Origin of the sequence: Hankyongella ginsenosidimutans, from assembly GCF_005144965.1 — a bacterium.
Classification (GTDB): Bacteria; Pseudomonadota; Alphaproteobacteria; order Sphingomonadales; family Sphingomonadaceae; genus Hankyongella; species Hankyongella ginsenosidimutans.
In genome coordinates this window covers 1861242-1886919 of sequence record NZ_CP039704.1, presented here as the reverse complement: position 1 = coordinate 1886919, position 25678 = coordinate 1861242, and the positions used below count along the sequence as shown (strand labels likewise).

The window sequence follows — 25678 nt, the reverse complement described above, 5'->3', positions numbered from 1 at the left end:
CGAAGGGGTGAGCGGCTCGTGGTTCGTCAAGCTCACCACGAGCGGTTTATTCAAAATGACCCACTACCCGCGGCTGCGCTCCGGCTTGACAGAAACTTGCGCGCGACGCGTTATCGAAAAACACACCAGACCATGATCGTTTCAGATTGAACCGATCTGATACGTGAATCATGGCCTCATTCATAGAAAGAGCCTGATGCACGCCATCGGTTGAAGCAAACATGCTCAACCTCAAGCGAGCAGGCTCCAGGGGAAGATCGTGACCACAGAGAACAGCGCGGACGCTCAGGCCCTGCGCAAACGCGACCGGCTGGTGATCGTCGCCTCCTCGCTCGGCACCGTGTTCGAGTGGTATGATTTCTTTCTCTACGGCATCCTGGCGTCGTTACTGGGGCAGCTTTTCTTCCCTCCGGCAATCCGACAGCCGCGACTCTGGCCTCGCTGGCGGCGTTCGGTGCAGGCTTCGGCGTGCGTCCGCTGGGTGCTGTCGTGTTCGGCATCCTCGGCGACCGGGTCGGCCGGAAATACACGTTCCTGATCACGATTTCCCTGATGGGCGGGGCGACCGCCGCCATCGGCTTTCTGCCGACGTTCGCAGACATCGGGCTGCTGGCGCCGGTTCTGCTGCTGGCGCTGCGCCTGCTGCAGGGGCTGGCGCTTGGCGGCGAATATGGCGGGGCCGCAATCTACGTCGCCGAGCATGCGCCCAAGGGCAAGCGCGGCCTTTATACGAGCTGGATCCAGGTCGCAGTGCCTGGTGGCTTCCTGCTGTGTCTGGTCGTGGTCCTGGCGTGCCGCCACAGCATGAGCCCGGACGACTTCAACGCCTGGGGCTGGCGTCTGCCATTCATTCTGTCGCTGCTCATGCTGGCGATCTCGCTCTACATCCGGCTGAAGCTCAGCGAGAGTCCGGTGTTCCAGGCGATGAAGTCCGCCGGCGCGACGTCGCGCGCGCCGCTGGCCGAGAGCTTCTCAAGCTGGGAAAACACGCGGCAGGTGCTGGTCGCCCTGTTCGGGGTCGCGGCCGGGCTGACCGTGATCTATTATACCTCTCAGTTCAGCACGCTGTATTTCCTGCAGGGTACCGCCAAAATCCCCGAGGAAACGGCGCTGTTCTACATGGCGTCAGGCGCGCTGCTCGCCGGGCCGCTCTATGTCGGCTGCGGCTGGCTCACCGACCGCTTGGGCCGCAAGCCGGTGTTGCTGGCCGGCTATGGCCTGACCCTGCTGCTGCTGTTCCCGATGTTCCACCTGATGGCGGACGGCGCCAACCCCGCATTGGTCGAGGCGGGCAAGCGCGCGCCGATCAGCATCTCCGCCGCTGGATGCGAGTACCAGATCTTCGCCGCCAAGCAGCCCAACGACTGCGGCAAGGCGCTCGCCTGGCTGACCAAGCAGGGCGTCAGCTACACCAAGACGACCGGTGATACGCTGGTGCTCACGGTCGGCGATCAGCGGGTCGAAGGGTTCGATGCCGATCGCTATGCCGCAGCACTGGTGCAGGCCGGCTACCCGGACAGCTCCGACCCAGCCCGGCGCAACCCTTGGAAGATCGTGCTTGCGGTTGCCGTGATGGTGGCGCTCTCCGCCATGACCTATGGGCAGGTGGCCGCCATTCTGGTCGAGCTGTTCCCAGCGCGCATCCGCTACACCTCCATGTCCGTGCCCTACCACATCGGCACCGGCTATTTCGGTGGGTTTCTGCCGTTCATCTCGCAATACATCGTCGTCTCGACCGGTGGCGCCTTCTCCGGCCTGTGGTACACCTTCGGCGTGGTGCTGATGGCATTCCTGGTCAGCCTGTTCTTCCTGCCGGAGACCCACAGGCGGGAGATTGGCCATATTTGATAACGCGCGCTGTGCGCGGGGCAAAATCCTCCCTGTCAGGGGAGGAGGGATCATGCGCACACAGGTCTCACAACCGGTCGCATCAAGTTTGATTGCCAGCCATCACTCCGCCGCGCTCTGCGCCGGCGTGTTGACGCCCGCCTGCTGGAACCAGCGCTTGATGTTGCGCGCGGCCTGACGGATGCGATGCTCGTTCTCGACCAGCGCGATCCGCACATAGCCTTCACCAAGCTCGCCAAAGCCGACGCCCGGCGCGACCGCGACCTGTGCATTGGTCAGCAGCTGCTTGGAGAATTCCAGCGCCCAGATGCTGGAAGGCCGGCGGCACCGGCGCCAAGCGAACATCGAGGCGCGCGGCACCGGAATGTCCCAGCCGGCGCGGCCGAAGCTGTCGACCATCACGTCCCGGCGCGACTTGTACATCTGGCGCACCTGGTCGATGCAGTCCTGCGGGCCGTTGAGGGCCGCACAGGCAGCAGCCTGGATCGGTGTGAAGGCACCATAGTCGAGGTAGGATTTGACCCGGGTCAGCGCGCCGATCAGCTGCTTGTTGCCTACCGCGAAGCCGATGCGCCACCCGGCCATCGAATAGGTCTTGGACATGGACGTGAACTCGACCGCAATGTCGCGCGCGCCCGGCACCTGCAGCACGGAGGGCGGCGGCGCGCCATCGAAATAGATTTCCGCGTAAGCAAGGTCGGACAGCAGCCAGATGCGGTGGCGGCGGCAGAAGTCGACGACCTCGGCATAGAAATCGAGGCCCACGACCTCAGCCGTCGGATTGGACGGGTAACCCAGCACCAGCGCTGTTGGCTTGGGCACGCTGTAGTGCATGGCGCGTTCCAGACTGGCGATGAAATCCGGGCCGGCGCCGCCGAGCGCGCAGGGCAGCACCCGCAATGATGAAGCCGAACATGTGGATCGGGTAACTGGGGTTCGGCACCAGAATGACATCACCGGGCGCGGTGATCGCCTGCGCGAGGTTGGCCAGCCCCTCCTTGGAACCGAGCGTCACCACCACCTCGGTCTCCGGGTCGAGGTCGACGCTAAAGCGTCGCTGGTAATAGGCCGCCTGCGCCCGCCGCAGGCCGGAGATGCCCTTGGACGCCGAATAGCCGTGCGCGTCGGGCTTGCGCGCCACCTCGGCCAGCTTTTCGATGACATGCGGCGGCGGCGGCGTATCGGGGTTGCCCATCCCGAGATCGATGATGTCCTCGCCTGCCGCACGGGCGGCCGCCTTCATCGCGTTCACTTGCGCGAAGACATAGGGCGGCAGGCGCTTGATGCGGTAGAATTCTTCGTTCATCGAGGACTCGTCAGGTTGACCCGCCGGCACAATGCCGACGGGACATTCTCTATATCGCGCACGAAAGCTGCGGGCGAGTGCCCTGAATCTGAAATCCGTTACACCCAATATCAGGCGCGATACCAGGCGTGGTTGGATTTCAGATTCGAGAAGGACACTCGCAAGATATTGCTTCTCGTGTCGTTTTCAGAATCGAAGTTCGCTTGATCGCCCGATATCATGGTGGAGCGAACTTCGATTCCACGACACGAGCATGGTTTGCCGATATTTTTGGCTGCCACCTCTACCCCGTCGGGCAAGAGCATGCCAAACAGGCATCACGCGGATGCATGGAAGAAGAAAGATCATGGAACAAAGCCCAGACCAGCCGCAGACGGACCCCACCGCAGAAGCCTTTGCCGCCTTTCAGACATGGACCCGCCTGTTCGGCAAAGCGCAGCAACTCTCCCATGAGTTCTGGATGCGGCAGAAACCGCAAGTCGACTCGACGGAGCCGGACCCGCTGGGCCTCTGGTCGGCCTGGGCGCAGGTCGCCGCCGGCCTCGCCAACAACCCGGAAAAGCTGGGGCAGATGCAGGCGCAGTTCCTCAAAGACAGCGTCAAGCTCTGGCAATCCTTCCTGCAGCCGGGCGATGGGCAGACGGCAGCGGACGGCAACGGCCGCGACCGGCGCTTCTCCGCGCCGGAATGGCAGGAGAATGCCCTGTTCGCCTTCGTCAAGCAGTCGTACCTGCTGACCTCCGACTACCTGATGCAGATGGTCGACTCTGTCGACAACATCGATCCGAAGGTGAAAGCGAAGGCGGAATTCTACACCCGCCAGTTCATCGACGCCATGTCGCCGACGAATTTCGCCGCCACCAACCCCGATGTGCTGCGCAAGATCGCCGAAACCAAGGGCCAGAGCCTCCTGGCCGGGTTCGAGCATTTGCTGAACGACCTGGAACGCGGCCGCATCACCATGACCGACGAGAAGGCGTTCGAGGTTGGCGTCAATGTAGCAGCGACGCCCGGCAAGGTGGTGTTCGAGAACCGGCTGTTCCAGCTGATCCAGTACACGCCCACGACCGAGACGGTGCATGACATCCCGATTCTGTTCTTCCCGCCGTGGATCAACAAGTTCTACATCCTGGACCTGACCGAGAAGAAAAGCCTGGTGCGCTACCTGCTGGACGCCGGGTTCACGGTGTTCATGACATCCTGGGTCAATCCGGACAGTTCGCTGCGAAACGCCACGTTCAGCGACTATCTGATCGAAGGCGAGCTCAAGGCGCTCGAGGTTGCGGCGCAAATCTGCAACGTGAAGGCCGTGCATACGGTCGGCTATTGCGTGGCCGGCACGGCGCTCGCCGCCCTGCTCGCTTACCTGCACGCGACCAAGCAGCAGGCGAAGGTGGCGTCCGCGACGTTTCTGACCGCGCAGGTCGACTTCGCCGACGCTGGCGATCTTGGCATCTTCGTCGACGAACAGCAGCTCGATACCCTTGAGCGGCTGAGCGAGGAGCACGGCTACCTCGACGGATCGTACATGGCGACGACCTTCAACATGCTGCGCGCCAACGAGCTGATCTGGAACTATGTCGTCAGCAATTACCTGCTCGGCAACGATCCCATGCAGTTCGACCTGCTGTACTGGAACTCGGATGCGACCCGGCTGCCGATGGCCATGCACCTCTATTACCTGCGCAACATGTACCTGAAGAACGCGCTGGTGCAGCCCGGCGCGCTGACGGTGAACGATACGCCGATCGACCTGCGCAAGGTGAAAACCCCGACCTATGTGCAAGCCGGCAAGGAGGACCACATCGCGCCGGCGCGCTCGGTCATCAAGATCACCAAGTATTTCAGGGGCCGCTGCGCTTCATCTTGGCGGGCTCCGGCCATATCGCCGGGGTGATCAACCCGCCCTCCGCACAGAAATACCAGTATTGGACCGCGGAAACCCTGCCGGAGACGATCGAGGAATTTCAGGCGCAGGCCACCGAGCACAAGGGATCATGGTGGCCCGACTGGCTGGACTGGCTGAAGCCGCTATCCGGAAAGCAGGTGCCGGCGCGCATTCCGGGCACCGCAGACCTGCCCGTGATCGAGGATGCGCCGGGACGCTATGTGAAAGCGCGCTGCTAGAGCGGTTTTCGATCTGATGGAATCAGATCGGACGCTCTATGATTTTGTTTTGCCGCGATTTCTTAATCGTCAGATGATACCATCTGACTGGAAATCGCTCTAGTGTCGTGGGATAGAAGTTCGCTCCACCATGATATCGGGCGATCAAGCGAACTTCTATTCTGAAAACGACACGAGAAACAATATCTTGCGAGTGTCCTTCTCGAATCTGAAATCCAGCCGCGCCTGATATTGGGTGTGACGGATTTCAGATTCAGGACACTAGCAGGTTGCTGAAAAAGTGGTCTCCCGCACTCCAAACCCCAGCCGTCACCCCGGCCCCTAACGGGGATAAACTCCGGCCGGGGTCTATGGCTAACACCTTATATTCGTTGTGTAATAAACGCCCATGGATTCCGGCCTTCGCCGGAATGACGAAAAGGACTGTATTATTCCGCTTTTTCAACAGCCTGCTAGAGCAGATGGGGCGACTGACGGGGATCGAACCCGCAACCTCTGGTACCACAAACCAGCGCTCTAACCGATTGAGCTACAGTCGCCACGCAGACGAAGGTTAAGCCGTTTAAGGGCGCGCCGTCCAGCCGTCAAGGCGCGGGGTAGCGGGTCATTTTGAAATTTGCCGCTCACCCTGAGCTGGACGAAGGGTTGAGCGGCTCGTGGTTCTGTCCGAGCTCACCACGAGCGGTTTATTCAAAATGACCCACTACCAGGCGCGGTTTTATGGTGCATCGCCTGCACGGAAAGCCATTCCGCGCGGACCGCGACCATGCTATCCACATTGCGCAAACGGCAAAGATAATTGCGCAAACAAGCGCCAATCCGGGGAGTGGGCATGCTTTCGGTACTGGACGTCTTCCGCATCGGCATCGGGCCTTCCAGCTCGCACACCGTCGGCCCGATGCGGATCGCGCAGCGCTTCGCCATGGGGCTACAGAAAGCCGGAGTCCTAGAACAGGTTGTGCGTGTCCACGTTGAGCTCTGGGGCTCGCTGGCGCTGACGCGCCGGGCACGACACGCCCAAGGCGGTCGTGCTTGGGCTGGCGGGCCATGACCCCGAGACGCTTGACCCGGACGAAGCGCAGGCTGTCGTCGCCGCAATCCATGATCAAGGCCGCCTCCGGCTTGGGGTGTGCACAGCATCGCGTTCGCGCCGCGCCGGGACATCGACCTGCGCATGGACATCATGCCGGCCCTGCACCCGAACGGCATGCTGCTGAGCGCCTGTGATGCGACCGGCGCTGTGCTGGCGCAGGACGAGCATTATTCCACCGGCGGCGGCTTCATCGCCTCGCGTCAGCAACTGGAGACGCCGGCACCCGACGATCTGGTGCGGATCGGCGTACGCGTGCCCTTTCCTTCCATTCTGCAGCGCAGTTGCTTGCGTTGTGTGTCCAGCACGGCAGGACCGTGCCCGAGATCGTACTGGCGAACGAGGACGCGCACCGCCCTCGCGCCGAGACCCTTGCCGGGCTGGATCGCATCGTCGACGCCATGCTCGACTGCATCGCGCGCGGCCTGACGCAGGAAGGCGTTCTGCCCGGCGGGCTGCAGGTGCGCCGCCGCGCACCCGCCCTGTGGCGCAAGCTGAACGGCGCACCGCCCAGCAACGAGCGTGAGCAACTGTTCGACCTGCTGAACGTCTACGCCATGGCGGTGAACGAAGAAAACGCCGCCGGCGGCCGGGTGGTGACCGCCCCGACCAACGGTGCCGCCGGGATCATCCCCGCCGTGCTGCGCCACTATTGCGCCAGCGATGGCCTGAACCGGGCCGCTGCCCGTACCATGCTGCTGACGGCGGGCGGCATCGGCATTCTCTACAAGCAGCGCGCCTCGATCTCCAGCGCCGAGATGGGCTGCCAGGGCGAAGTCGGCGTCGCCTGCTCCATGGCGGCCGGCGGGCTGGCCGCCGTCTGGGGCGGCACGCCGGACCAAGTGGCGAGCGCTGCCGAGATCGCCATGGAACACAATCTGGGCCTGACCTGCGACCCCGTCGGCGGACTGGTGCAGATCCTGCATCGAGCGCAACGCCCTCGGCGCCGTGAAGGCGGCAAATGCCGCCCGCCTGGCGCTGCACGCGGATGGACAGACCCGCGTATCGCTCGACCAGGTGATCGAGACCATGCGCCAGACCGGACTCGACATGTCCTCCAAGTACAAGGAAACCAGCCAGGGCGGTCTGGCGGTCAACGTGATCGCGTGTTGAGCGCCGCTGCTGCCCAGCCACTGGGCACTTGCACAGTTTTAGGCAGAAAATCTGGGCCCACGGCCAATTTCGCACGCTGCGCCGCGGCGTCGATTGCCGTCGCGACTGGCACATATCCTGCTTATATCCTGTTAACAAATGGCGGGCGGAGCCGGGCGGCGCTCCGCGCAGGCGATGGGGCTGGAAAACGTGAAGAAAATCGAGGCGATCATCAAGCCGTTCAAACTGGATGAGGTGAAGGAAGCCCTGCACGAGGTGGGCGTCTCCGGCATCACCGTACTGGAAGCCAAGGGCTTCGGGCGGCAGAAGGGCCATACGGAACTCTACCGCGGCGCCGAATATGTAGTGGACTTCCTGCCCAAGGTAAAACTCGAGATCGTCGTCGAGGATGCGATTGCGCCGCGTGCGATCGAGGCGATCCAGCAGGCGGCTCAGACCGGCCGCATCGGTGACGGCAAGATCTTTGTCTCCACCATCGACGATGTCATTCGCATCCGCACCGGCGAGCGGGCGCCGACGCGATCTAGCGCATTCCCCGCACCATTCGTCCGCCAAACTACAAGGAATAACCATGTCCAAGTCCTCCAAAGAAATCGTGGCCATGATCAGGAAAAGGAGATCGAATGGATCGATCTTCGCTTCACCGATACCCGCGGCAAGTGGCAGCATCTGTCGATGTGCTCCTCGGTCATGGACGCCGACATGTTCGACGAAGGCGTGATGTTCGATGGCTCGTCGATCGCCGGCTGGAAAGTGATCAACGAGTCCGACATGATCCTGAAGCCCGACTTGGAATCGGTGTTCGTCGACCCGTTCGCCGCGCAGCCGACCCTGATCGTGTTCTGCGACATCCTCGAGCCCTCGACCGGCGAAGGCTACGACCGCGACCCGCGCTCGATCGCCAAGAAGGCCGAGAGCTACCTGCAGTCGACCAAGCTCGCCGATACGGTCTACGTCGGTCCGGAAGCCGAGTTTTTCGTGTTCGACGACGTGAAGTTCAAGGTCGGCTACAATGGCGCGATGTACGAGTTCGATGATATCGAACTGCCCGGCAACACCGCCCGCGCCTATGACGAGGGCAACATGGGTCACCGTCCGCGCGCCAAGGGCGGCTACTTCCCGGTGCCGCCGGTCGACAGCTGCCAGGACCTGCGCTCGGAAATGGTCACCACGCTGCTGCAGATGGGCGTGCCGATGGACAAGCACCACCACGAGGTGGCGGCATCCCAGCACGAACTCGGCATGATCTTCTCGACGCTCACCAAGACCGCCGACCACATGCAGCTCTACAAATATGTCGTGCACATGGTGGCGCACAGCTACGGCAAGACTGCGACCTTCATGCCGAAGCCGATCAAGGAAGACAACGGCTCCGGCATGCACACGCACCAATCGCTGTGGAAGGGCGGCAAACCCCTGTTCGCCGGCGACGGCTACGCCGGGCTGTCTGAAACCGCGCTGTACTATATCGGCGGCATCATCAAGCACGCCAAGGCGATCAACGCTTTCTCCAACCCCTCGACCAACAGCTACAAGCGCCTGGTGCCGGGTTATGAAGCGCCGGTGCTGCTCGCCTATTCGAGCCGTAACCGTTCTGCGTCGTGCCGCATCCCGTACGGTTCGTCGCCGAAAGCCAAGCGGGTGGAAATACGCTTCCCCGACGCCATGGCGAACCCGTATCTCGCCTATGCTGCAATGTTGATGGCGGGCCTTGATGGCATCGAGAACAAGCTCCATCCGGGCGAGCCGATGGACAAGAACCTCTACGAACTGCCGCCGCGCGAGCTGAAGAAGGTGCCGACCGTGTGCGCCTCACTGCGCGAGGCGCTGACGCACCTGGACAAGAGCCGCAAGGTGTTCACGCGTGGCGGCGTCTTCTCGGACGATTTCATCGACAGCTATATCGCGCTGAAGATGGAAGAGGTCGAGCGCTGGGAACTCTCGCCGCACCCGGTCGAGTTCGACATGTATTACAGTGCGTAACGCGTAAAGCATGGGTTTCTCTCGCCGGTGAGGCCTTGCTTCACCGGCGCTTTTGAAACGCAAAAACCGGCCAGTTCGCACTGGCCGGTTTTTAGAGCGGTTTTCGATCTGATTGGATCAGATCGCCGCTCTTGCTTCTTGTTTTACCGCGATTTCTTAATCATCGAATGATTCCATTCGATTGGAAATCGCTCCAGTGGTGACGCTGGATCAGAATCCGGCGGTGATTGAGGCAACAACCCCGGCGTGCCCGATATTCAGGTCGCGGTTGCTGTCGACGTAGGAGACGGCGAACGTGAACAATTTATAGCTGGCGCTGACACCGAGCGACCAGTCGAGCTTGCCGTTATCGCGCGGATCGACTTCGGTCTCGCTGAAATCGAACGCGCCGCGTTCGTACCCGAAGCTGGCGTTCAGGGTCAGCGGCGTCGATGGAATGCCGATCGAACCGCCGAGACTGACGTAGTAATTGTCTTCCGCCGTATTCTTCTGGTCTGGAACATAGTAAAACTCAAGGTCGTCGAAAGAGGCCCGAACTCATGGCCAGCCTTGGCATAAAGTTCGAAGTAATTTACATCATCACCGCCGGGATAGACATAGCCAGTAGCACCAACATCGAGCTTCACTGGGCCAAGCTCTTTGGCCCAACCCGCGTAAAGATCCAGTTCGGCTTCAGCGCCGTTGAGCTGTTCTATCGTGCTGCTCCAGAAGCCGGCGTAAATTCCAGTTGGGTTATGGGTTGCCGTGACCGTTCCTTGAAGCGCGACATCGCGGTCGCTGAGCGATACGCCGCGGAAGCGATAATCCGAGAACAGCCCGACATTACCGGTAAAGCTGAACGTTTCTTCGGGGCCGCAGCCTCCTCTTCCGCACGCACAGCACCCGCTGCAAGAATCGCACTTACAGCGATCAGTGCGACACCCATCTTAGCCTTCAACTGCATTATCCTCTGCTCGTTGCATGAACTCGTTCGCTTTGCTGACAACGCCTCCAGTCGATCGCCTGCGCATAAAACCGGTGGGTTTCCCTTCCCGCGCCCGCATGTGCGCCTGCGATAATCATGACGCGCCAGTCGTGAAGATTGGACGCTCAATTGCTGCGCTGCACAAGGCAAAAATCACGCCGCACGACAAGCCGTCCATCACTGTTGCGAAAATGTGACGTCATGCAGGGACTATTTCATTTTCAAGCAATTCTACCATATACAGCAAGCAATGAAGCAATAACGATTGATCGTTAATATCGTATTAACGCTCTTATAGGGATCGATGCCATACATTTTTCCCACGCCACGCCACGCCCGTGTGGCGACGTCGCTTCCAGTGAAAGTGGGAGTTGTTTTGTTTGAAACGACTACATCATGACAGCCTCTGCGTTACATGAAAGCAGGACTGATTTTTTGGCGTGGGTGGCCCGTAGCGCGGGCAAAAAGGGCCGCCTCCTTGGAAGCGGCCCAGTTCAATCCTTGGGGAGGATCGCCTTACGGCAAGGATGAATATTGCACTGCATCACAGCTTTTGCAACGCAAAAACACGGCGCCCAAAAATACTAAACCTTCGTCTAATGCCCTTGGAACCGTTCGCTGGGCCATTGCGCTCCTTAATCCCGTCTTTACCCATGGCGGCTAGGGTTAGCGCCAAGGTTCATGAGAAATATTTGGCGCACGGGGTGGCATGGCTCGGCCAGCAACACGGACAGAGGAGCAGAAGGTCACGAGCATTGCCGCGGCGCCCGCGCCGGCGCGGCTGGCGGAGCTTGCAGCTCGCGCTCATACCAGCATTAGCCCGTCCACAGGGCTTGCGACAGATTTTCTCAATCAATACAATGAAATATCCATGACCCTCGATTATGCCGAGGAGATGCCGGACGCCATCATGGAGTTTGTGGGCTGGTATCCGCGCACCTATCAGGAACATTTCCAAGCCAGCGGATTTCGCGACTCGGACCTGCTGATCGCAGCCTTCGAGCTTACGCCGCCGATCATTCGCAGCCGCTTCAACGCCCTGGTGCGCGAGTTGAATATCATCGTGCTGTCTGGGCTGACTTCGTTGCAGTCGGTTCTGCGCGCCGATCCACAAGCGCCGGTCGGACCCGCCGCCGCCGTTCTGGCGCGCGAGATGCGCGAGCATGTGATGCAGCTGGCGGCACTGATCAACGGCCCGCGCTCTGCCGAACAGCAGTCGACGGTGGATGAGATTTTTGACGCCGGCGATCGTCGGCTGCGCCGGTATCCGCCTGCGGGGCGCAGCAGGAAGACATCGACGCCCTGTTCGCTGACGCCGGTGGCGCCTCTCAGGACGATATCGACGCCTTGTTCGACTGACATCAACATCTCGTTGTCTGTACCGGGTTGAACCCCTTATAGTAGGGGCATGAGCGATCTTTTCACGAGCAACGCTGCGGAACAATCCTACACCGCCAAGGACATCGAGGTACTGGAGGGACTGGAGCCGGTACGGCGCCGGCCCGGCATGTACATCGGCGGCACCGACGAGCGCGCGCTACACCACCTGGCGGCTGAAGTGCTGGACAACGCCATGGACGAAGCGGTCGCAGGCCATGCCAGCCGCATCGAAATCGAGCTTCTGCCTGACAACCGGTTGGCGATCGCAGACAACGGGCGCGGCATCCCGATCGATCCGCATCCGAAATACCCGAACCAGTCCGCGCTGGAAGTCATCCTCACGACCCTGCACTCGGGCGGCAAATTCTCCGACAAGGCCTACGCCACCGCCGGCGGCCTGCACGGGGTCGGCATCTCGGTCGTCAATGCGCTTTCTCAATCCCTGATTGTGGAAGTCGCACGCGAGCGGCAGCTATACCGGCAGCGCTTCGCGCGCGGCGCAGCGCTTGGCAAAATCGATCATGTCGGCGCAGCGCCGAACCGGCGCGGCACCCGCGTCGAGTTCCAGCCGGACCCCGAAATCTTCGGCGAGGCCCTGCGGTTCCGGCCGGCACGGCTGTACCGGATGGCGCGCTCAAGGCCTATCTGTTTCGCGGCGTCGAAATCCGCTGGAAGTGTGCGCCCGAACTGCTGCCGGGCGACGATACGCCCGAGACGGCGGTGCTGCAGTTCCCGGGCGGGCTGGCCGACCACCTGGCCGAAATGCTTGAAGGCCGGGAGTGCGCCACCCCAGACCTGTTCGCCGGACGCGCGGAGTTTCCCGATGCGCAAGGCTCGGTCGAGTGGGCTGTCGCCTGGCCACTCTACGGTGACGGCGGCGGGGCCTATTACTGCAACACCATCCCGACGCCGCAGGGCGGCACCCACGAGGCCGGGCTGCGCAGTGCGCTCACCCGCAGCCTGAAGACCTTTGGCGACATGGTGGGCAACAAGAAAACCGCACAGGTGACTCCTGACGACGTGATGAACGGCGCGGAAATCCTGCTCTCGGTGTTCATCCGCAATCCGCAGTTCCAGAGCCAGACCAAGGACCGACTGACCACGCCCGAAGCGCAGCGGCTGGTCGACAATGCCGTGCGCGATCACTTCGACCACTGGTTGAGCGAAAACACCCCGCGCGGCAAGGCGCTGCTGGACGTGGTGCTGGAACGCGCCGACGAGCGCCTGCGCCGCAAGGCGGAGAAGGAGGTCAAGCGCAAGACCGCAACCTCCAAGCGCAGCCTGCGCCTGCCCGGCAAGCTGACCGACTGTGCCGAACAGGGGCCGGCCAATACCGAACTCTTCATCGTCGAGGGCGATTCGGCCGGCGGCTCCGCCAAGCAGGCGCGCGACCGCAAGACCCAGGCGATCCTGCCCATCCGCGGCAAGATTTTGAACGTCGCCTCCGCCAACAGTCAGAAAATCCTCGGCAATCAGGAAATCCAGGACCTTATTCTCGCGCTGGGCTGCGGCGTGCGCCAGAACTACGACGCGCAGGCGCTGCGCTATGAACGCATCGTCATCATGACCGACGCCGACGTGGACGGTGCGCATATCGCCACTTTGCTCATGACCTTCTTCTTCCAGGAGATGCGCGAGCTGGTGCTGGGGGCGGCTGTTCCTCGCCCAGCCGCCGCTCTACCGGCTGGCGCAGGGCGGCGCCGTGGTCTATGCGCGGGACGATGCCCACCGCGCCGAACTCGAGCGTACGGTGCTGACCGGGCGCGGCAAAATCGAGGTCAGCCGCTTCAAGGGACTTGGCGAAATGCCGCCGCAGCAATTGCGCGAGACCACCATGGACCCGGCCAAGCGCACGTTGTTGCGCGTGTTCCTGCCATCCGAGGATATGGAAGCGCGCGTGGACGCCAAGGATCTGGTCGAGCGGTTGATGGGCAAGAAGGCGGAGCATCGCTTCGATTTCATCCAGAGCCACGCCCGCTTCGTGGATGCTGTCGATGTCTAGGATCGGCGACCAACCCTGGTTCAGCTATCTTCCCGTGGACAATGATACGCCACTGGCCTTGAACCCTGCGTTCGACCCAGACCATGCTGCGCAGCAATTTGCAGCAAAGGCTACACGCAGCTGCGCGATGTTCTGGCACCCGAGACGGCGCAGCGCCTCTTCCAGTGCCTGACGCAGGAGACGCCCTGGGGCATCGCCTGGTATGAAGATGGCGCGAAAACCATGGACGCCGCGCGGCTGCGCAGCCTGTCGCCGCAGGAAGGGCAAGCGCTCTCGCAGAGCATTCATGCCCGGGCGGCCGTGCCCGAGTATCAGTATCTGTATCAGTGCTACCCGATCCTGGATGCGTACCTTGCGGGCCAGAACCCGGAGCTTTACCTGCATCGCTGGCTCGAATTCGTGAACAGCGAACCGATGCTGACGCTGGTGCGGCAAGTGACCGGCCTGCCCGACCTGCGCAAGGCCGACGCGCAGGCGACCCTGTTCGCACGGCAGCAGTTTCTCGGACTGCACACCGACGGCTTCAAGGAGGAAGGCTGGCGGGTCGCTTATGTGCTGAACCTCACGCCCGACTGGCACGAGAATTTCGGCGGCTACCTGCTATTCTACGACGAAGACGGCGACATCGCCGGCGGGCTGATGCCGCGCTACAACTGCCTGAACCTGCTCGCGGTGCCACAGCGCCATGCCGTGAGCTACGTGCCGCCATTCGCACCGAACGCCCGGTTCGCGCTGACAGGCTGGTTCCGCGATGCCTGACTATGCGCTGGAGGCCGGTCTGGCAGGACCTGTCGCCGGCGTCGACGAGGCAGGGCGCGGGCCGTGGGCCGGGCCGGTGCTGGCGGCGGCGGTGATCCTCGATCCCGCACGCATTCCTGCGGGTCTCAACGATTCCAAGGCCTTGACGGCGCGCCGCAGGGACGCGCTGTTCGAGGCCATTCACGAGCACGCGATCGCCGTCGGCGTCGGGCAGGCCAGCGTTGCCGAAATCGATGCCGCCGGCGTCGGCCAGGCCAATCGGCGCGCCATGCAGCGGGCGGTCGCCGCGCTGTCCATCGCGCCGCGACACGCGCTGATCGACGGCATCGTCACGCCCGATCTGCCCTGCCCGGCGCGAGCCGTGGTCAAGGGTGACGCCCGTAGTCTGTCGATCGCCGCCGCCTCGATCATCGCCAAGGTGACGCGCGACCGCATCATGCTGGCGCTGGATGCCGACCATCCGGCCTATTGCTGGCGCGACAACATGGGCTACGGCACCGCGGCGCACGCAGCGGCACTGCAGAATTACGGCCCCTGCCCGCACCATCGGCTGTCGTTCCGCCCGGTGGCAGCCGTCGCCCGCGCATTCGCCGGACGCTGAGTCTTTCGCGCAACAGTACGAGATGTAGAGTCCCGCCCAACACCGGGACTCTAGGGTTTGCGCCCGAATCGCAGCCGAATGAGAACAAAAGGAGTCGGCGCACAAGCCTCTGAGTCTGCTTAAGATTTCGGTAACGACTCGGGCGTTGACGCTGAGTCCCGGCTGGACCACGGTCACCCCAAGTTATCCACAGCCGGACAAAGACCATGGACCATCTGCCGCTTGACCGCGTGATCGAAGGCGATTGCCGCCAGATTCTCGCCAGCCTGCCCGATCGCTCGGTCGATATGATCTTCGCCGATCCGCCTTACAATCTGCAACTGGGCGGCGAGCTGACCCGGCCGGACAACAGCAAGGTCGATGCAGTCACCGACGCCTGGGACAAGTTCGCTTCCCTGGCCGACTATGACGCCTTCACCCGTGCCTGGCTGGCGGAATGCCACAGGGTGCTGAAGGACGACGGCACCCTGTGGGTGATCGGCAGCTATCACAATATTTTCCGGGTCGGTGCCGCGCTGCAGGATATCGGCTACTGGATCCTGAACGATATCGTGTGGCGCAAGGCCAACCCGATGCCCAACTTCAAGGGCACGCGTTTCACCAATGCGCACGAGACCCTGATCTGGTGCGCCAAATCGCCGGAGGCGCGCTACACCTTCAACTACGACGCCATGAAGGCGCTGAACGAGGACCTGCAGATGCGCTCGGACTGGCTGCTGCCGATCTGCTCGGGCGGCGAGCGGGTGAAGACGGACGGCCAGAAAGCCCACTCGACCCAGAAGCCGGAGGCGCTGCTGCACCGGGCGATCCTCGCCGCCAGCAACCCCGGCGACGTGATCCTCGATCCGTTTTTCGGCTCCGGCACCACCGGCGCGGTCGCCAAGCGGCTGGGCCGGCACTTTGTCGGCATCGAGCGCGAGCCCCGTTACATCCGGGTGGCACTGGAGCGCATCGGTGCCGTCACCCCGCTCGACGCCAAGGCGCAGGCCGTGACGACCTCGCGTAAGGCCGAGCCGCGGGTGCCGTTCGGCTCGCTGGTCGAGGCCGGAATCGTGCAGCCGGGTACCGTGCTGGTCGACCCCAGCCGCCGGCACAGCGCGCGCGTGCGGGCGGACGGCTCGCTGGCGACGCGGGACGCCAGCGGGTCGATCCACCAGATCGGCGCCCATGTGCTCGGCGCGCCCGCCTGCAACGGCTGGACCTTCTGGCATGTCGAGCACAAGGGCCAACTGGTGCCGATCGACGCCTTCCGCCAGCAGGTGCGTGCCCAGATGAGCGCCGCCGCCTGATTTTTCTCTCGGGTTTCAGAGCCTGACTGCCCGGATCGGCATCGCGAGGCGGCGAAGCCGCCGTGGCGATCCAGCCACCCTGCCCACCCCGGCCTGCGGCCACCCTCCCGTGAACGGGAGGGAGAGGTTGCGCGCTCCAGGCACACGTCTGGCCTTGTGGCCTTAGCAGGTTGCTGAAAAGTGATTTCCTGCACTCCAAACGCATTGCCGTCACCCCGGCGAAGGCCGGGGTCCATGGCCAACTCCTTATACTCGTTGTGTATATATGCACACATGGATTCCGGCCTTCGCCGGAATGACGAAGCAGGGCTGTATCTGAGCGACTTTTCAGCAGCCTGTTAGAGCGTGATTCGTTGAAAAGAGCCTGATTCACGCCATCGGCGGAAAGCAGGCATGCTTTCCGCCTCAGCCGATCAGGCTCTTGGGCAGGGGAACGACCGGCGCTTATCTGTCACGGGCATCCGGGGCTGGACGACTTGTGGGTTGGTCAGGTCAAGTCGCGTCCAGACTTGTCTGATGCTCCGGCCTTCCCGTCCGCTTCGGGTGTGACTCCAGGCGGGGACCGCCTGCACGGACTTTGCACGGGACACGTGCCCCAGTTGGCCGCGAGCGGTAGATGCGAAGCTTCGGCTGTATCACCGGATGGCTTCGCGCCGGTCGCCCCGGTGCGGGAGGGCACCGGGCTGCCGCCTGCCTGCCGTGATCAAGGGCTGCAGGGACGCTCCATCATATAACCCATATGGTTATAAATGTCAAGTATAATGTGCTTTAGCAGGTTGCTGAAAAAGTGATTTCCCGCACTGCATACTCACAGTCGTCACCCCGGCGAAGGCCGGGGTCCATAACTAACGCCTTATATTCGTTGCATATATATGCTCCCATGGATTCCGGCCTTCGCCGGAATGACGAGATGAGTCTTTATTTTCCACTTTTCAGCAGCCTGTTAGAGCGTAATGACATTTGATGGAATCGTCATTGCAAGGAACCGTAGGCGACGTGGCAATCCAGAGACTTTAACTTTGTCAACTGGATCGCCGCGGCTGCAGGGCAGCCTCGCGATGACGCATGGATCAACATAAAGTCATCAGACTCTAGCAGGCTGCTGAAAAGTGATTTCCTGCACTCCAAACGCACAGCCGTCACCCCGGCCCCTGACGGGGATAAACTCCGGCCGGGGTCCATGGCCAACACCTTATATTCGTTGTATATATATGCTCCCATGGATACCGGACGTAGCCTGTCCTCGGACGGGCCTTTGGCCCGATCCGGGGCCGGAATGACGAAATGGAGCTGTATAATTCCACTTTTCAGCAGCCTGCTAGAGTCTGATGGCATTGGATGGGATCGCCATTCCGATCTTCACTGAAGCAGGCTGTAAAGTCCGCTCGTGGTGAGCCTGGACGAACCACGAGCCGCTCAGCCCTTCGTCCAGCTCAGGGTGAGCGGCGCGTGTGCAACCGCGCGATGGCGTATGGGTCAACCTAAAGTCATCAGGTGCTAATCGACCATGCGCAGGACCGGTGCCGACGGCGGCGCTACGCCGTCCATGCGTGCGCGCAGCGCCGGGCCGCCGCCTCGAACGCGCTCGCCGACGGGCTGAGCGGGGCGCTGGCGACGATGGGCGCGCCGCTGTCCGAGGTCTCGCGCACGGCGAGTTCCAGCGGGATTTCGCCAAGAAACGGCGCGCCGAGCTGCGCCGCCATCTGGCGCGCACCGCCATGGCCGAAGATGTGGCTGGGCGTGGCGCAGTGCGGACAGACGAACACGCTCATGTTCTCGATGAGGCCGAGGATCGGCACATTGACCTTCTCGAACATGGCCACGGCCTTGCGCGCGTCGAGCAGCGCGATGTCCTGCGGGGTCGAGACGATGACCGCACCGAACAGCGGCACCCGCTGCGACAGCGTCAACTGGATATCCCCGGTGCCCGGCGGCATGTCGACGATCAGCGCATCGAGCGGCCCCAGGCGACCTCGGTGACCAGCTGCATCAGCGCGCCGGTCGCCATCGGCCCGCGCCAGATCGTCGCCTGGTCGTCCGGAACGATCAGACCGATCGACATCGCCTTGAGACCAAAGGCATCCTTGGGCAGCAGCTTGCCGTCCCGCGTGTCCGGCTTGCCGGCAAGGCCGAGCATGCGCGGCGTCGACGGGCCGTAGATGTCGGCGTCCAGCAGCCCAACACGCAAGCCCTGCCGGCCCAGCGCCAGCGCCAGGTTGGTTGCAACCGTCGACTTGCCGACGCCGCCCTTGCCGGACGCGACCGCAATGATGCGCTTGACCTCGGCGTGGCCGTCCACCTTTGGCGGCGTGGCACCGCGCTCGGCGGTCAGCACCGCACTGGCGCGCACGACGCCGGGCAGGCGGGCGACGGCGTTCTCGGCGGCGATACGCAGCGGCTCGAAGGCGCGGGCGCGGGCCGCCGGCACCTCCAGCGCGAACCCGACCTCGCCACGGCGGACGACCAGCCCGCCGACCAGCCCGGCCTCCACGATATTGCGGCCGGTTCCAGGCACGGAGATCGCTGACAAGGTCTCCAGAACCTTGCGCTTCAGGTCATCATCGTTCAGCAATGTCCTATTCGTCCTTGATGCTGCGTGCGGGCGCCGGCCGTCGCCCTCGCATTTTGAAGAGTTCCCCTTATATAGGCCCAAACTCGAGGGAGAGCAGACAGTCAATGCCCTGGCAGAACAATAATGGCGGCCCATGGGGCGGCGGTGGCAATCAGGACCGCGCGGCCCCTGGGGCCAAGGCGGCGGCAATGGCGGCCCCACCCCGCCCAATCTCGAAGACCTGTTGCGCAAGGGCCAGGAAAAGCTGAAACGCTCGATGCCCGGCGGTTCGGGCGGCTTCAATATTCTCGGGCTGGCGATCGGCGCGCTGGTGCTGATCTGGCTGGTGTCGACCAGTATTTTCGTCCTGGAAGCGGACGAGGTCGGCGTGCTGACCCGCTTTGGCCTACAACCGCCAGGCGGGGCCGGGCGCGAATTTCAAGCTGCCCTCCCCATCGAACAGGTGACGGTGGTCAAGGAGACGGTCGAGAACAGCATCGATATCGGCGGGGACGGCGGCGAAACCCTGTTCCTGACCGGCGATCGCAACATCATCGACATCGCCTACACCGTGCGCTGGCGGATCACCCCGGCAGCGCCGACAAGTTCCTCTATTCGCTGAAGGAGCCGGAGTCGACGATCCGCGAGGTCGCCGAGTTCGCCATGCGCGAGGCGATGTCGCGCACCAAGCTGACTGACGCCATCGGCCCGCAGCGCGCCCAGATCGCCGCTGCCGTGCGCAACCGCATCCAGGACGTGCTGGACAGCTATCAGTCCGGCATCACCATCACCGGCGTGCTGTTCAGCAAGGTCGACCCGCCGGCAGCCGTCGAGCAGGCGTTCAAGGACGTCTCTGCCGCGCAGCAGGACGCGCAAACCTACATCAACCAGGCCAACGCCTATCGCCAGCAACTGGTCTCGAAGGCGCAGGGCGAGACGGCGCGCTTCAACGCCGTCTACGAACAGTACCGGCTGGCGCCGGAAGTGACCCGCCGCCGCCTGTATCTCGAGACCATGGAGCAGGTGCTCTCCGGCATGGACAAGACCATCGTCGAGGCCAGTGGCGTCGTGCCCTATCTCCCGCTCGATCAGGCCACGAAGCCTGCCGCCGCCGCCGCTGCGGCCACCACCAACGCCCAGTAGGAGACGCCAACCATGAACCGTCTCGCCCCCATCGCCCTGTTCGTCGGCCTTGGCCTGTTGTTCGTGCTCGCGAATGCGACCTACGTGGTGCAGCAGGCGCAGTCCGCCATCGTGCTGCAGCTCGGCAAGCCCAAGCGCGTCATCGAGACGCCAGGCCTGCACCTGAAGGCACCGTTCCTCGAGAATGTGGTGCTCTTCGACCAGCGCATCCTCAACCTCAACATGCGCGACCAGGAAGTGCTCTCGACCGACCAGTTGCGCCTCGTCGTCGATGCCTTCGCCCGCTTCCGCATCGAGGACCCGCAGATCGCCTATCAGCGCGTGCGCTCGGAAAGCGGCGCCGCCGACCGGCTATCGATCATCCTGGAGTCCGCACTGCGCGACGAACTCGGCTCGCAGACCTTCAACGACATGCTGACGCCCGAGCGCGGGGCATCCATGCAGACCATCCTCAAGAAGGTCGATGCGCGGGCGCGCGAACTTGGCGTCAAGGTGGTCGACGTGCGGATCAAGCGCGCCGACCTGCCGACCGGCCAGCCGCTTGAATCCGCCTTCGAGCGCATGCGCACCGAGCGCGACCAGGAAGCACGCGCGATCCGCGCCGACGGCATCCGCCAGGCGGAAGTGATCCGCGCGACCGCGGACTCGCAGGCTGCCAAGATCTACGCGGACTCCTACAACCGGGACGCGCAGTTCTACGAGTTCTACCGCTCGCTGCAGGCCTATCGCAATTCGCTGCGCAAGGAAGATACCCGCCTGGTGATCTCGCCGCGCAGCGAGTTCTTGCGCGCATTCGAGAGCGGCGGCGGGCGCTGAACATACGGTCCGGCACGCGTTCGCGCCGGATCGTCTCAGCCGCGTTTCCATGCATCGTGCTGTGGGTTGATCGTTAAGGTCTGCGCTCCTAAGCCAGTGGGCAGACATGCGTACAAGGAGAGCCGATTTGAAGTTTGAGCGCCGTCGTTCCCGCCCTGCCCTCGCGGCCATTGCCGCCGCCCTGCTCACAAGCGCCGCTGCACCGGCCGCGCTGGCGCGCCCGGCACCGGAAACCTTCGCCCCGCTGGTCGAAAAGCTGGCCCCGGCGGTCGTGAACATCTCCACCACCACGCAGGTCGAAGTCGGCAACAATGCCGTGCAGCTCCCCGAGGGCGTGCCTGAAGACTCGCCGCTCGGCCAGCTGTTCCGCCGGTTCCAGCCGCGCCAGAACCAGGACGGCGAGCCGGTGACCCGCGAGGCGCGCTCGCTCGGGTCCGGCTTCATCATCGATCCGACCGGCTATATCGTCACCAACAACCACGTGATCACCGGCCGGGGCAACGACCCGGTCGACAAGGTCACCGTGACGCTCAGCGACGAACGGCAGTTCGAGGCCAAGATCATCGGCCGCGACCAGGCGACCGACCTGGCGCTGCTGAAGATCGAGGCCAAGGACCTGCCCTCCGTGAGCTGGGGCGATTCGCAGGACCTGCGGCAGGGCGACTGGCTGATCGCCATCGGCAACCCGTTCGGCTTCGGCGGCAGCGTGACCGCCGGCATCGTCTCTGCCGTGCACCGGGACCTGAACGCCGGCAACTATGACCGCTTCATCCAGACCGACGCCTCGATCAACCGCGGCAACTCCGGCGGCCCGGTGTTCGACGCCGCCGGCGGGGTCGTCGGCATCGCGACCGCCATCGTGTCGCCGACCGGCGGCAACGTCGGCATCGGTTTCGCCATCCCGACCGAACAGGCCAAGCCGATCATCGACCAATTGCGCACCAACGGCCGCGTGCGCCGCGGCTGGCTTGGCGTGCGCATCCAGGCGGTGACCGACGACATCGCCCAGGCGCTGGGCTTCGACAAGACCAAGGGCGCAATCGTTGCCTCGACCGAGCCGGACACGCCGGCGGCCAAGGCCGGTGTGCAGTCCGGCGACGTCATCCTGTCGTTCGACGGCAAGGCGATCGAACGTGGCCGCTCGCTGCCGTCCATCGTCTCTGACACGCCGATCGGCAAGACCGCCGACCTCGAGCTGCTGCGCAACGGCAAACCGCTGAGGCTGAAGGTCACGGTCGGCGAATTCCCCGCCGACACCCAGGTCGCTGCGGCCGAGACCCCGAAGCCGGAGCCGAGAAGGTCGCCCAGCCGGAGACGACCGACAACAAGAGCCTGGGCCTGACCCTGCAGCCCCTGACCAGCGAACTGCGCACCCAGCTCAAAATCGACAAATCAGTGCAGGGCGTGGTGGTCGCGAAGGTCGATCCGAACAGCGACGCCGCCAGCCGGGGCCTGCGCACCGGCGACGTGATCCTGCAGATCAACCAGCGCGCCATCACCTCGCCGCAGGTCGCCGCCGAGGTGATCAACGGCGTCAAGAAGGACGGGCGCTCGGTCGTGGTGATCCTGCTGCAGCGGGACGACGATCGCCTGAACGTTCCGGTCAAGCTGAAAGCCGACAAGTAACCTGCGCACCGGCGCCGGATGCGGCGGTGCCCTTCCTCTGCCGGAGAGGTGCGCCGCAATGCACCCTCAAGCGATCTGGGCCAGATGGTGGGCGAAGCTGTCGTGCAGACCGCCGGTCGGCTGGGGTGCAGAGTCAGGATCAAGCAGCGCCAGTGCCGCCTTGACCTGAGTGACCACCAACAGGCTGTCCGCAAACTGCAGGCGCTCGATGCTGACCAGGGTATCAACGCCTTCACCGGTGCTCAACGCGCTGACCGTCAGGTTGCCGCCGACCAGCGTCAGGCTGTAATCCGCGAACGCCCCGCTGAAGCGCGCCACGTCGAGGTTGCCGCCACCGTCGAGACGGTCGTCGCCGGCCCCGCCTTCCAGGATGTCGTCCCCTGGCCCGCCAGCCAGCAAATCCGTGCCCGCACCCCCGAGCAGGGTGTCGTTGCCGGCATCGCCTTCCAGCCGGTCGTCGCCGCTGCGCCCGGTGAGGACATTATTGCCGGCATCCCCGCTGAGCACGTCCGCATGGTCGGTGCCCGCGAGGTTCTCGATGGCGATATAGGTGTCCCCGAAGGCGGCCCCGTGTTGCGCCCCGGGTCCCGCAGCAGGGCGCGCACGCCGTATGGGTCGAGGACGCCTTCATCAAGGTAGAGGTAATCGGCGGTATCGACGCCCGCGCCGCCATTCAGAACGTCGCCATCCAGCCCGCCGTACAGGGTGTCATTGCTGCCACCGCCGTCGAGTGCATCGCGCCCCTCGCCACCGAACAGCGTATCCGTGTTGTTGCCGCCGAGAAGCGTGTCGGCACCCGCGCAGCCGACCAGCACATCGTCACCGGAGTCGCCGGCAAGGCGGTCGTCGCCGGCCCTGCCGTCCAGACGGTTGTTGCCGGCATCGCCGTAAAGCACATCGCGCGCGGCCGTGCCGGAGAGATTCTCGACGCCTGAATAGGTGTCGCCCGCCGCCGCATTGGTGTTGTTGGCAGGGGTGCGCAGATCGGCCTGCACCCCGAGCGTCTCGGCGATGCCGTCGTCGCGTTCGTCGTAGTCGACCGTGTCGACCCCATTGCCGCCGATAAAATCATCCGCGCCTGCGCCGCCGATCAGGCGGTCGTCGCCGTCCCCGCCATCCAGCGTGTCGGCCCCGTCGCCGCCGTACAGCGTATCGTTGCCACCCTGTCCGCTCAGGCTATCGTCGCCCGCGCCGCCGCTCAGGCGGTTGACGCCGTTGGCGCCGGTAAAATTATCATTGAAGGCACTGCCGATCAGATTCTCGACAAACCGCAGGGTGTCCAGCCCGGAGCCGAGCGTATTCTGCTGCTGGTTCGACAGCAGCGTCGCCCGGATACCGGCACCGGCATCGGCGTAGGTCACGGTATCGACGCCCGACCCGCCTTCGAGGTAATCGTCGCCGTCGCCGCCATCGAGAAAGTCGGTGCCATCGCGGCCATACAGCGTGTCATTCCCCGTGCCGCCGACAATGGTATCGTTGCCGCCGTTGGCGTCGATCAGATCGTTTCCATCCAGGCCAAGCAGACTGTCATTGGCAGGGGAGCCGACGAGTTCATTGTCCAGGCTGTTGCCGGTCAGGTTGATGCGCCCGTAACCGGTCTTGGCGGATGCATTCTCGATGTTGTTGGGCAGCGTGTAGTCCGCGGTCACGTAAACCGTGTCCCGCCCTTCGTCCGGCAATTCGAAGATGAAGCTGTTCGGGCGGCCGAGGAAGTAGACATCGTCGCCCTTGCGGCCGATCGCGGTCTGGTTCTCGCCCTGCAGCACCAGCGTATTGTCACCGTCGTCGCCGGTCGCCGTGCCCGTATTCGGCGCCGCGATGACCCAGCCGTCCTCGTGCAGCTCGGCGATCAGCCGGGCGTGCAACTGGCCCTCGACCGGCACAAGAGCAGGGCTGCCGGCAAGGTTCGTCCACTCGTTCGGATCCTGCCGGATATCGTAGAGTTCCGCGCCGCCGTCCTCATAGAGCGTGTAGCGATAGTCGTTGGTGCGGATCGAGACGCTGCCGTACATGCTGGTGACGGCGACGCCGTCATCCGCAAGGCCGGGATTCTCGAGGAACGGCACAAGAGACCGTCCGGACAGCGGCACAGGGGCATCAACGTCGAGGAGATCGTAGATCGTCGGCGCAATGTCGACCAGCTCGACCACCTGCGAGACGACCTGCCCGGCGTTCGGGTCGTTCGGCTGCGCGATGATGAGCGGCGCCCGGCCCGCCTCATCCCAGAGCGTGAACTTGTGCCAGGTATCCTTGTCGCCAAGGTGGTAGCCGTGATCGCTCCAGGCGATGATCGTGGTGTCGTCGCTGTGGCCGCTTGCCTCGATCGCATCGAGAAGGCGGCCAAGCTGCGCGTCCGCAAAGCTGATGCTGGCGAAATATCCCTGCAGAACATCCTGCCAGGCGTCCGCTGCGATGACGCGATTCTGGAAATCGTCCGACAGGATCGCCCGCACGAACGGCGGCAGATCGTTCACGTCGCCCTGCAGGGTGAACGGCAGCGCGATCGCGTCCCGCGGATAGAGATCGAAATATTCCTGCGGCACCCCCAGGGCGCATGCGGCTTGAACAGCCCGAGCGACAGGAAGAACGGATCGGCACCCTGATAGGTGTTGAGAAAATCGATCGCGTAGCTGGTGTTGATGTAGTCGCCATGCTCCTCCGCCGGCGTCGGCAGTACGACCACATCGAATTGATCACCCTCGACGTTCCAGTTGCTGGTGTCCGTCTTGGACTGATCGAAAATCTGGGACGCGATGGCGCGCGGCAGGCTGTGGAACACCTTGCCGGTGGTCACCGTGTAGAAGCCGGCATCGTGCAGGACGCCCGGCACCGTCTGCTGCGGCGTCAGCCGCGTGAACCAATCGGTGGTGTTGTCGTGGACCTGGGTCTGGCCGGGATCCAGCCCCGAGAGCACCGACGCGCGCGAGGGGTTGCACAGCGCAACCTGAGCGAACGCATTCTCGAACGTGACCCCAAGGCCCATCAGGCGATCGAAGTTCGGCGTATGCAGCAGGCCGGGATAAAGTTGCTTTGCCGTGACGAAAGCGTTCAGGTCGTCAAATGCAACCATAACAAGGTTC

At 63.6% G+C, this 25678-nt stretch carries 17 protein-coding genes, 1 tRNA gene and 8 pseudogenes; 16 read left to right on the top strand and 10 right to left on the bottom strand.

Annotated features, from left to right (window positions below; all coding sequences use genetic code 11):
• The first annotated feature begins 259 nt into the window (after nt 1-259).
• Nucleotides 260-1848 (top strand): annotated as a pseudogene (locus tag E6W36_RS11020) (MFS transporter).
• Between the two features lie 102 nt (nt 1849-1950).
• Here E6W36_RS11020 and E6W36_RS23430 read toward each other — a convergent pair.
• Nucleotides 1951-2682, bottom strand: a complete 732-nt coding sequence (locus E6W36_RS23430) for an aminotransferase class I/II-fold pyridoxal phosphate-dependent enzyme (protein WP_425459630.1) — start codon at nt 2680-2682, stop codon at nt 1951-1953.
• Complete coding sequence (locus E6W36_RS23425; protein ID WP_425459629.1) at nt 2618-3154, bottom strand: aminotransferase class I/II-fold pyridoxal phosphate-dependent enzyme; 537 nt, start codon at nt 3152-3154, stop codon at nt 2618-2620. Before E6W36_RS23425 ends, E6W36_RS23430 begins: the two co-directional genes overlap by 65 nt.
• Nucleotides 3155-3500: 346 nt before the next feature.
• On the opposite strand from E6W36_RS23425, the gene E6W36_RS11010 reads away from it, so the two are divergent.
• Together E6W36_RS11010 and E6W36_RS18965 are read left to right on the top strand one after the other, a co-directional pair.
• A complete protein-coding gene (locus E6W36_RS11010; RefSeq protein WP_246047548.1) occupies nt 3501-5051 on the top strand; it encodes a PHA/PHB synthase family protein in 1551 nt (516 codons plus the stop codon).
• On the top strand, nt 5048-5281 hold the full coding sequence (locus tag E6W36_RS18965; protein ID WP_246047547.1) for a hypothetical protein: 234 nt from the start codon (nt 5048-5050) through the stop codon (nt 5279-5281). The genes E6W36_RS11010 and E6W36_RS18965 overlap by 4 nt, the downstream gene beginning before the upstream one ends.
• A gap of 462 nt (nt 5282-5743) precedes the next feature.
• Here the strand turns inward: E6W36_RS18965 and E6W36_RS11005 are convergent.
• Nucleotides 5744-5820, bottom strand: a tRNA-His gene (locus E6W36_RS11005).
• 293 nt (nt 5821-6113) lie between these two features.
• Here E6W36_RS11005 and E6W36_RS11000 point away from each other — a divergent pair.
• From E6W36_RS11000 to glnA, 3 pseudogenes are all read left to right on the top strand, one after another.
• Nucleotides 6114-7484 (top strand): annotated as a pseudogene (locus tag E6W36_RS11000) (L-serine ammonia-lyase).
• Between the two features lie 189 nt (nt 7485-7673).
• Nucleotides 7674-7994: pseudogene (locus tag E6W36_RS10995) on the top strand (P-II family nitrogen regulator); the annotation flags it as partial.
• Nucleotides 7995-8055: 61 nt separating this feature from the next.
• Nucleotides 8056-9467 (top strand): annotated as a pseudogene (gene glnA / locus E6W36_RS10990) (type I glutamate--ammonia ligase).
• A gap of 210 nt (nt 9468-9677) precedes the next feature.
• Here the strand turns inward: glnA and E6W36_RS23420 are convergent.
• Nucleotides 9678-9890, bottom strand: a complete 213-nt coding sequence (locus tag E6W36_RS23420) for a hypothetical protein (protein WP_425459732.1) — start codon at nt 9888-9890, stop codon at nt 9678-9680.
• Nucleotides 9887-10282, bottom strand: coding sequence for a TorF family putative porin (locus tag E6W36_RS23415; protein ID WP_222874465.1), 396 nt, complete (start codon nt 10280-10282; stop codon nt 9887-9889). Before E6W36_RS23415 ends, E6W36_RS23420 begins: the two co-directional genes overlap by 4 nt.
• A gap of 1020 nt (nt 10283-11302) precedes the next feature.
• Between E6W36_RS23415 and E6W36_RS10975 the strand changes: the two genes are divergently transcribed.
• The 5 genes and pseudogenes from E6W36_RS10975 to E6W36_RS10955 all read left to right on the top strand — a co-directional run bounded on the left by E6W36_RS10975 (nt 11303) and on the right by E6W36_RS10955 (nt 16462).
• Nucleotides 11303-11821 (top strand): hypothetical protein, encoded by a 519-nt coding sequence (locus E6W36_RS10975; RefSeq protein WP_222872625.1) that lies wholly within the window; start codon nt 11303-11305, stop codon nt 11819-11821.
• A gap of 18 nt (nt 11822-11839) precedes the next feature.
• A pseudogene (parE, locus tag E6W36_RS10970) lies at nt 11840-13813 on the top strand (DNA topoisomerase IV subunit B).
• A 222-nt stretch (nt 13814-14035) separates the two neighbouring features.
• Nucleotides 14036-14572: a 2OG-Fe(II) oxygenase gene (locus E6W36_RS10965; protein WP_222872624.1), complete on the top strand. Its 537-nt coding sequence runs from the start codon at nt 14036-14038 to the stop codon at nt 14570-14572.
• The gene (locus E6W36_RS10960; protein ID WP_222872623.1) at nt 14565-15173 is read left to right on the top strand and encodes a ribonuclease HII; all 609 of its coding nucleotides are present in this window, start codon (nt 14565-14567) and stop codon (nt 15171-15173) included. Before E6W36_RS10965 ends, E6W36_RS10960 begins: the two co-directional genes overlap by 8 nt.
• Nucleotides 15174-15379: 206 nt before the next feature.
• Nucleotides 15380-16462 carry a site-specific DNA-methyltransferase gene (locus E6W36_RS10955; RefSeq protein ID WP_222872622.1) on the top strand — a complete coding sequence of 361 codons (1083 nt, stop codon included), beginning with the start codon at nt 15380-15382 and terminating at the stop codon, nt 16460-16462.
• Between the two features lie 1535 nt (nt 16463-17997).
• Here E6W36_RS10955 and E6W36_RS20735 read toward each other — a convergent pair.
• Nucleotides 17998-19169, bottom strand: a pseudogene (locus E6W36_RS20735) (Mrp/NBP35 family ATP-binding protein).
• Between E6W36_RS20735 and E6W36_RS18940 the strand changes: the two are divergent.
• From E6W36_RS18940 to E6W36_RS22135, 5 genes are all read left to right on the top strand, one after another.
• On the top strand, nt 19168-19635 hold the full coding sequence (locus tag E6W36_RS18940) for a protease modulator HflK N-terminal domain-containing protein (protein WP_246047541.1): 468 nt from the start codon (nt 19168-19170) through the stop codon (nt 19633-19635). The pseudogene E6W36_RS20735 and the gene E6W36_RS18940 sit on opposite strands and share 2 nt — an antisense overlap.
• On the top strand, nt 19590-20156 hold the full coding sequence (gene hflK / locus E6W36_RS18935; RefSeq protein WP_246048319.1) for a protease modulator HflK: 567 nt from the start codon (nt 19590-19592) through the stop codon (nt 20154-20156). Before E6W36_RS18940 ends, hflK begins: the two co-directional genes overlap by 46 nt.
• A 12-nt stretch (nt 20157-20168) precedes the next feature.
• On the top strand, nt 20169-20972 hold the full coding sequence (hflC, locus tag E6W36_RS10935; protein ID WP_222872619.1) for a protease modulator HflC: 804 nt from the start codon (nt 20169-20171) through the stop codon (nt 20970-20972).
• 127 nt (nt 20973-21099) lie between these two features.
• Nucleotides 21100-22314 carry a Do family serine endopeptidase gene (locus E6W36_RS10930; RefSeq protein ID WP_222872618.1) on the top strand — a complete coding sequence of 405 codons (1215 nt, stop codon included), beginning with the start codon at nt 21100-21102 and terminating at the stop codon, nt 22312-22314.
• Nucleotides 22215-22598: a PDZ domain-containing protein gene (locus tag E6W36_RS22135; protein WP_222874464.1), complete on the top strand. Its 384-nt coding sequence runs from the start codon at nt 22215-22217 to the stop codon at nt 22596-22598. The genes E6W36_RS10930 and E6W36_RS22135 overlap by 100 nt, the downstream gene beginning before the upstream one ends.
• Before the next feature lie 66 nt (nt 22599-22664).
• Here E6W36_RS22135 and E6W36_RS10920 read toward each other — a convergent pair whose 3' ends face one another.
• The 4 genes and pseudogenes from E6W36_RS10920 to E6W36_RS10910 all read right to left on the bottom strand — a co-directional run bounded on the left by E6W36_RS10920 (nt 22665) and on the right by E6W36_RS10910 (nt 25668).
• Nucleotides 22665-22916, bottom strand: a complete 252-nt coding sequence (locus E6W36_RS10920; protein WP_222874536.1) for a hypothetical protein — start codon at nt 22914-22916, stop codon at nt 22665-22667.
• A gap of 48 nt (nt 22917-22964) precedes the next feature.
• A pseudogene (locus E6W36_RS23410) lies at nt 22965-23105 on the bottom strand (calcium-binding protein); the annotation flags it as partial.
• Between the two features lie 155 nt (nt 23106-23260).
• A pseudogene (locus E6W36_RS10915) lies at nt 23261-25051 on the bottom strand (sulfatase-like hydrolase/transferase); the annotation flags it as partial.
• A gap of 17 nt (nt 25052-25068) precedes the next feature.
• Nucleotides 25069-25668, bottom strand: coding sequence for a sulfatase-like hydrolase/transferase (locus E6W36_RS10910; RefSeq protein WP_222872616.1), 600 nt, complete (start codon nt 25666-25668; stop codon nt 25069-25071).
• Between the last annotated feature and the right edge of the window lie 10 nt (nt 25669-25678).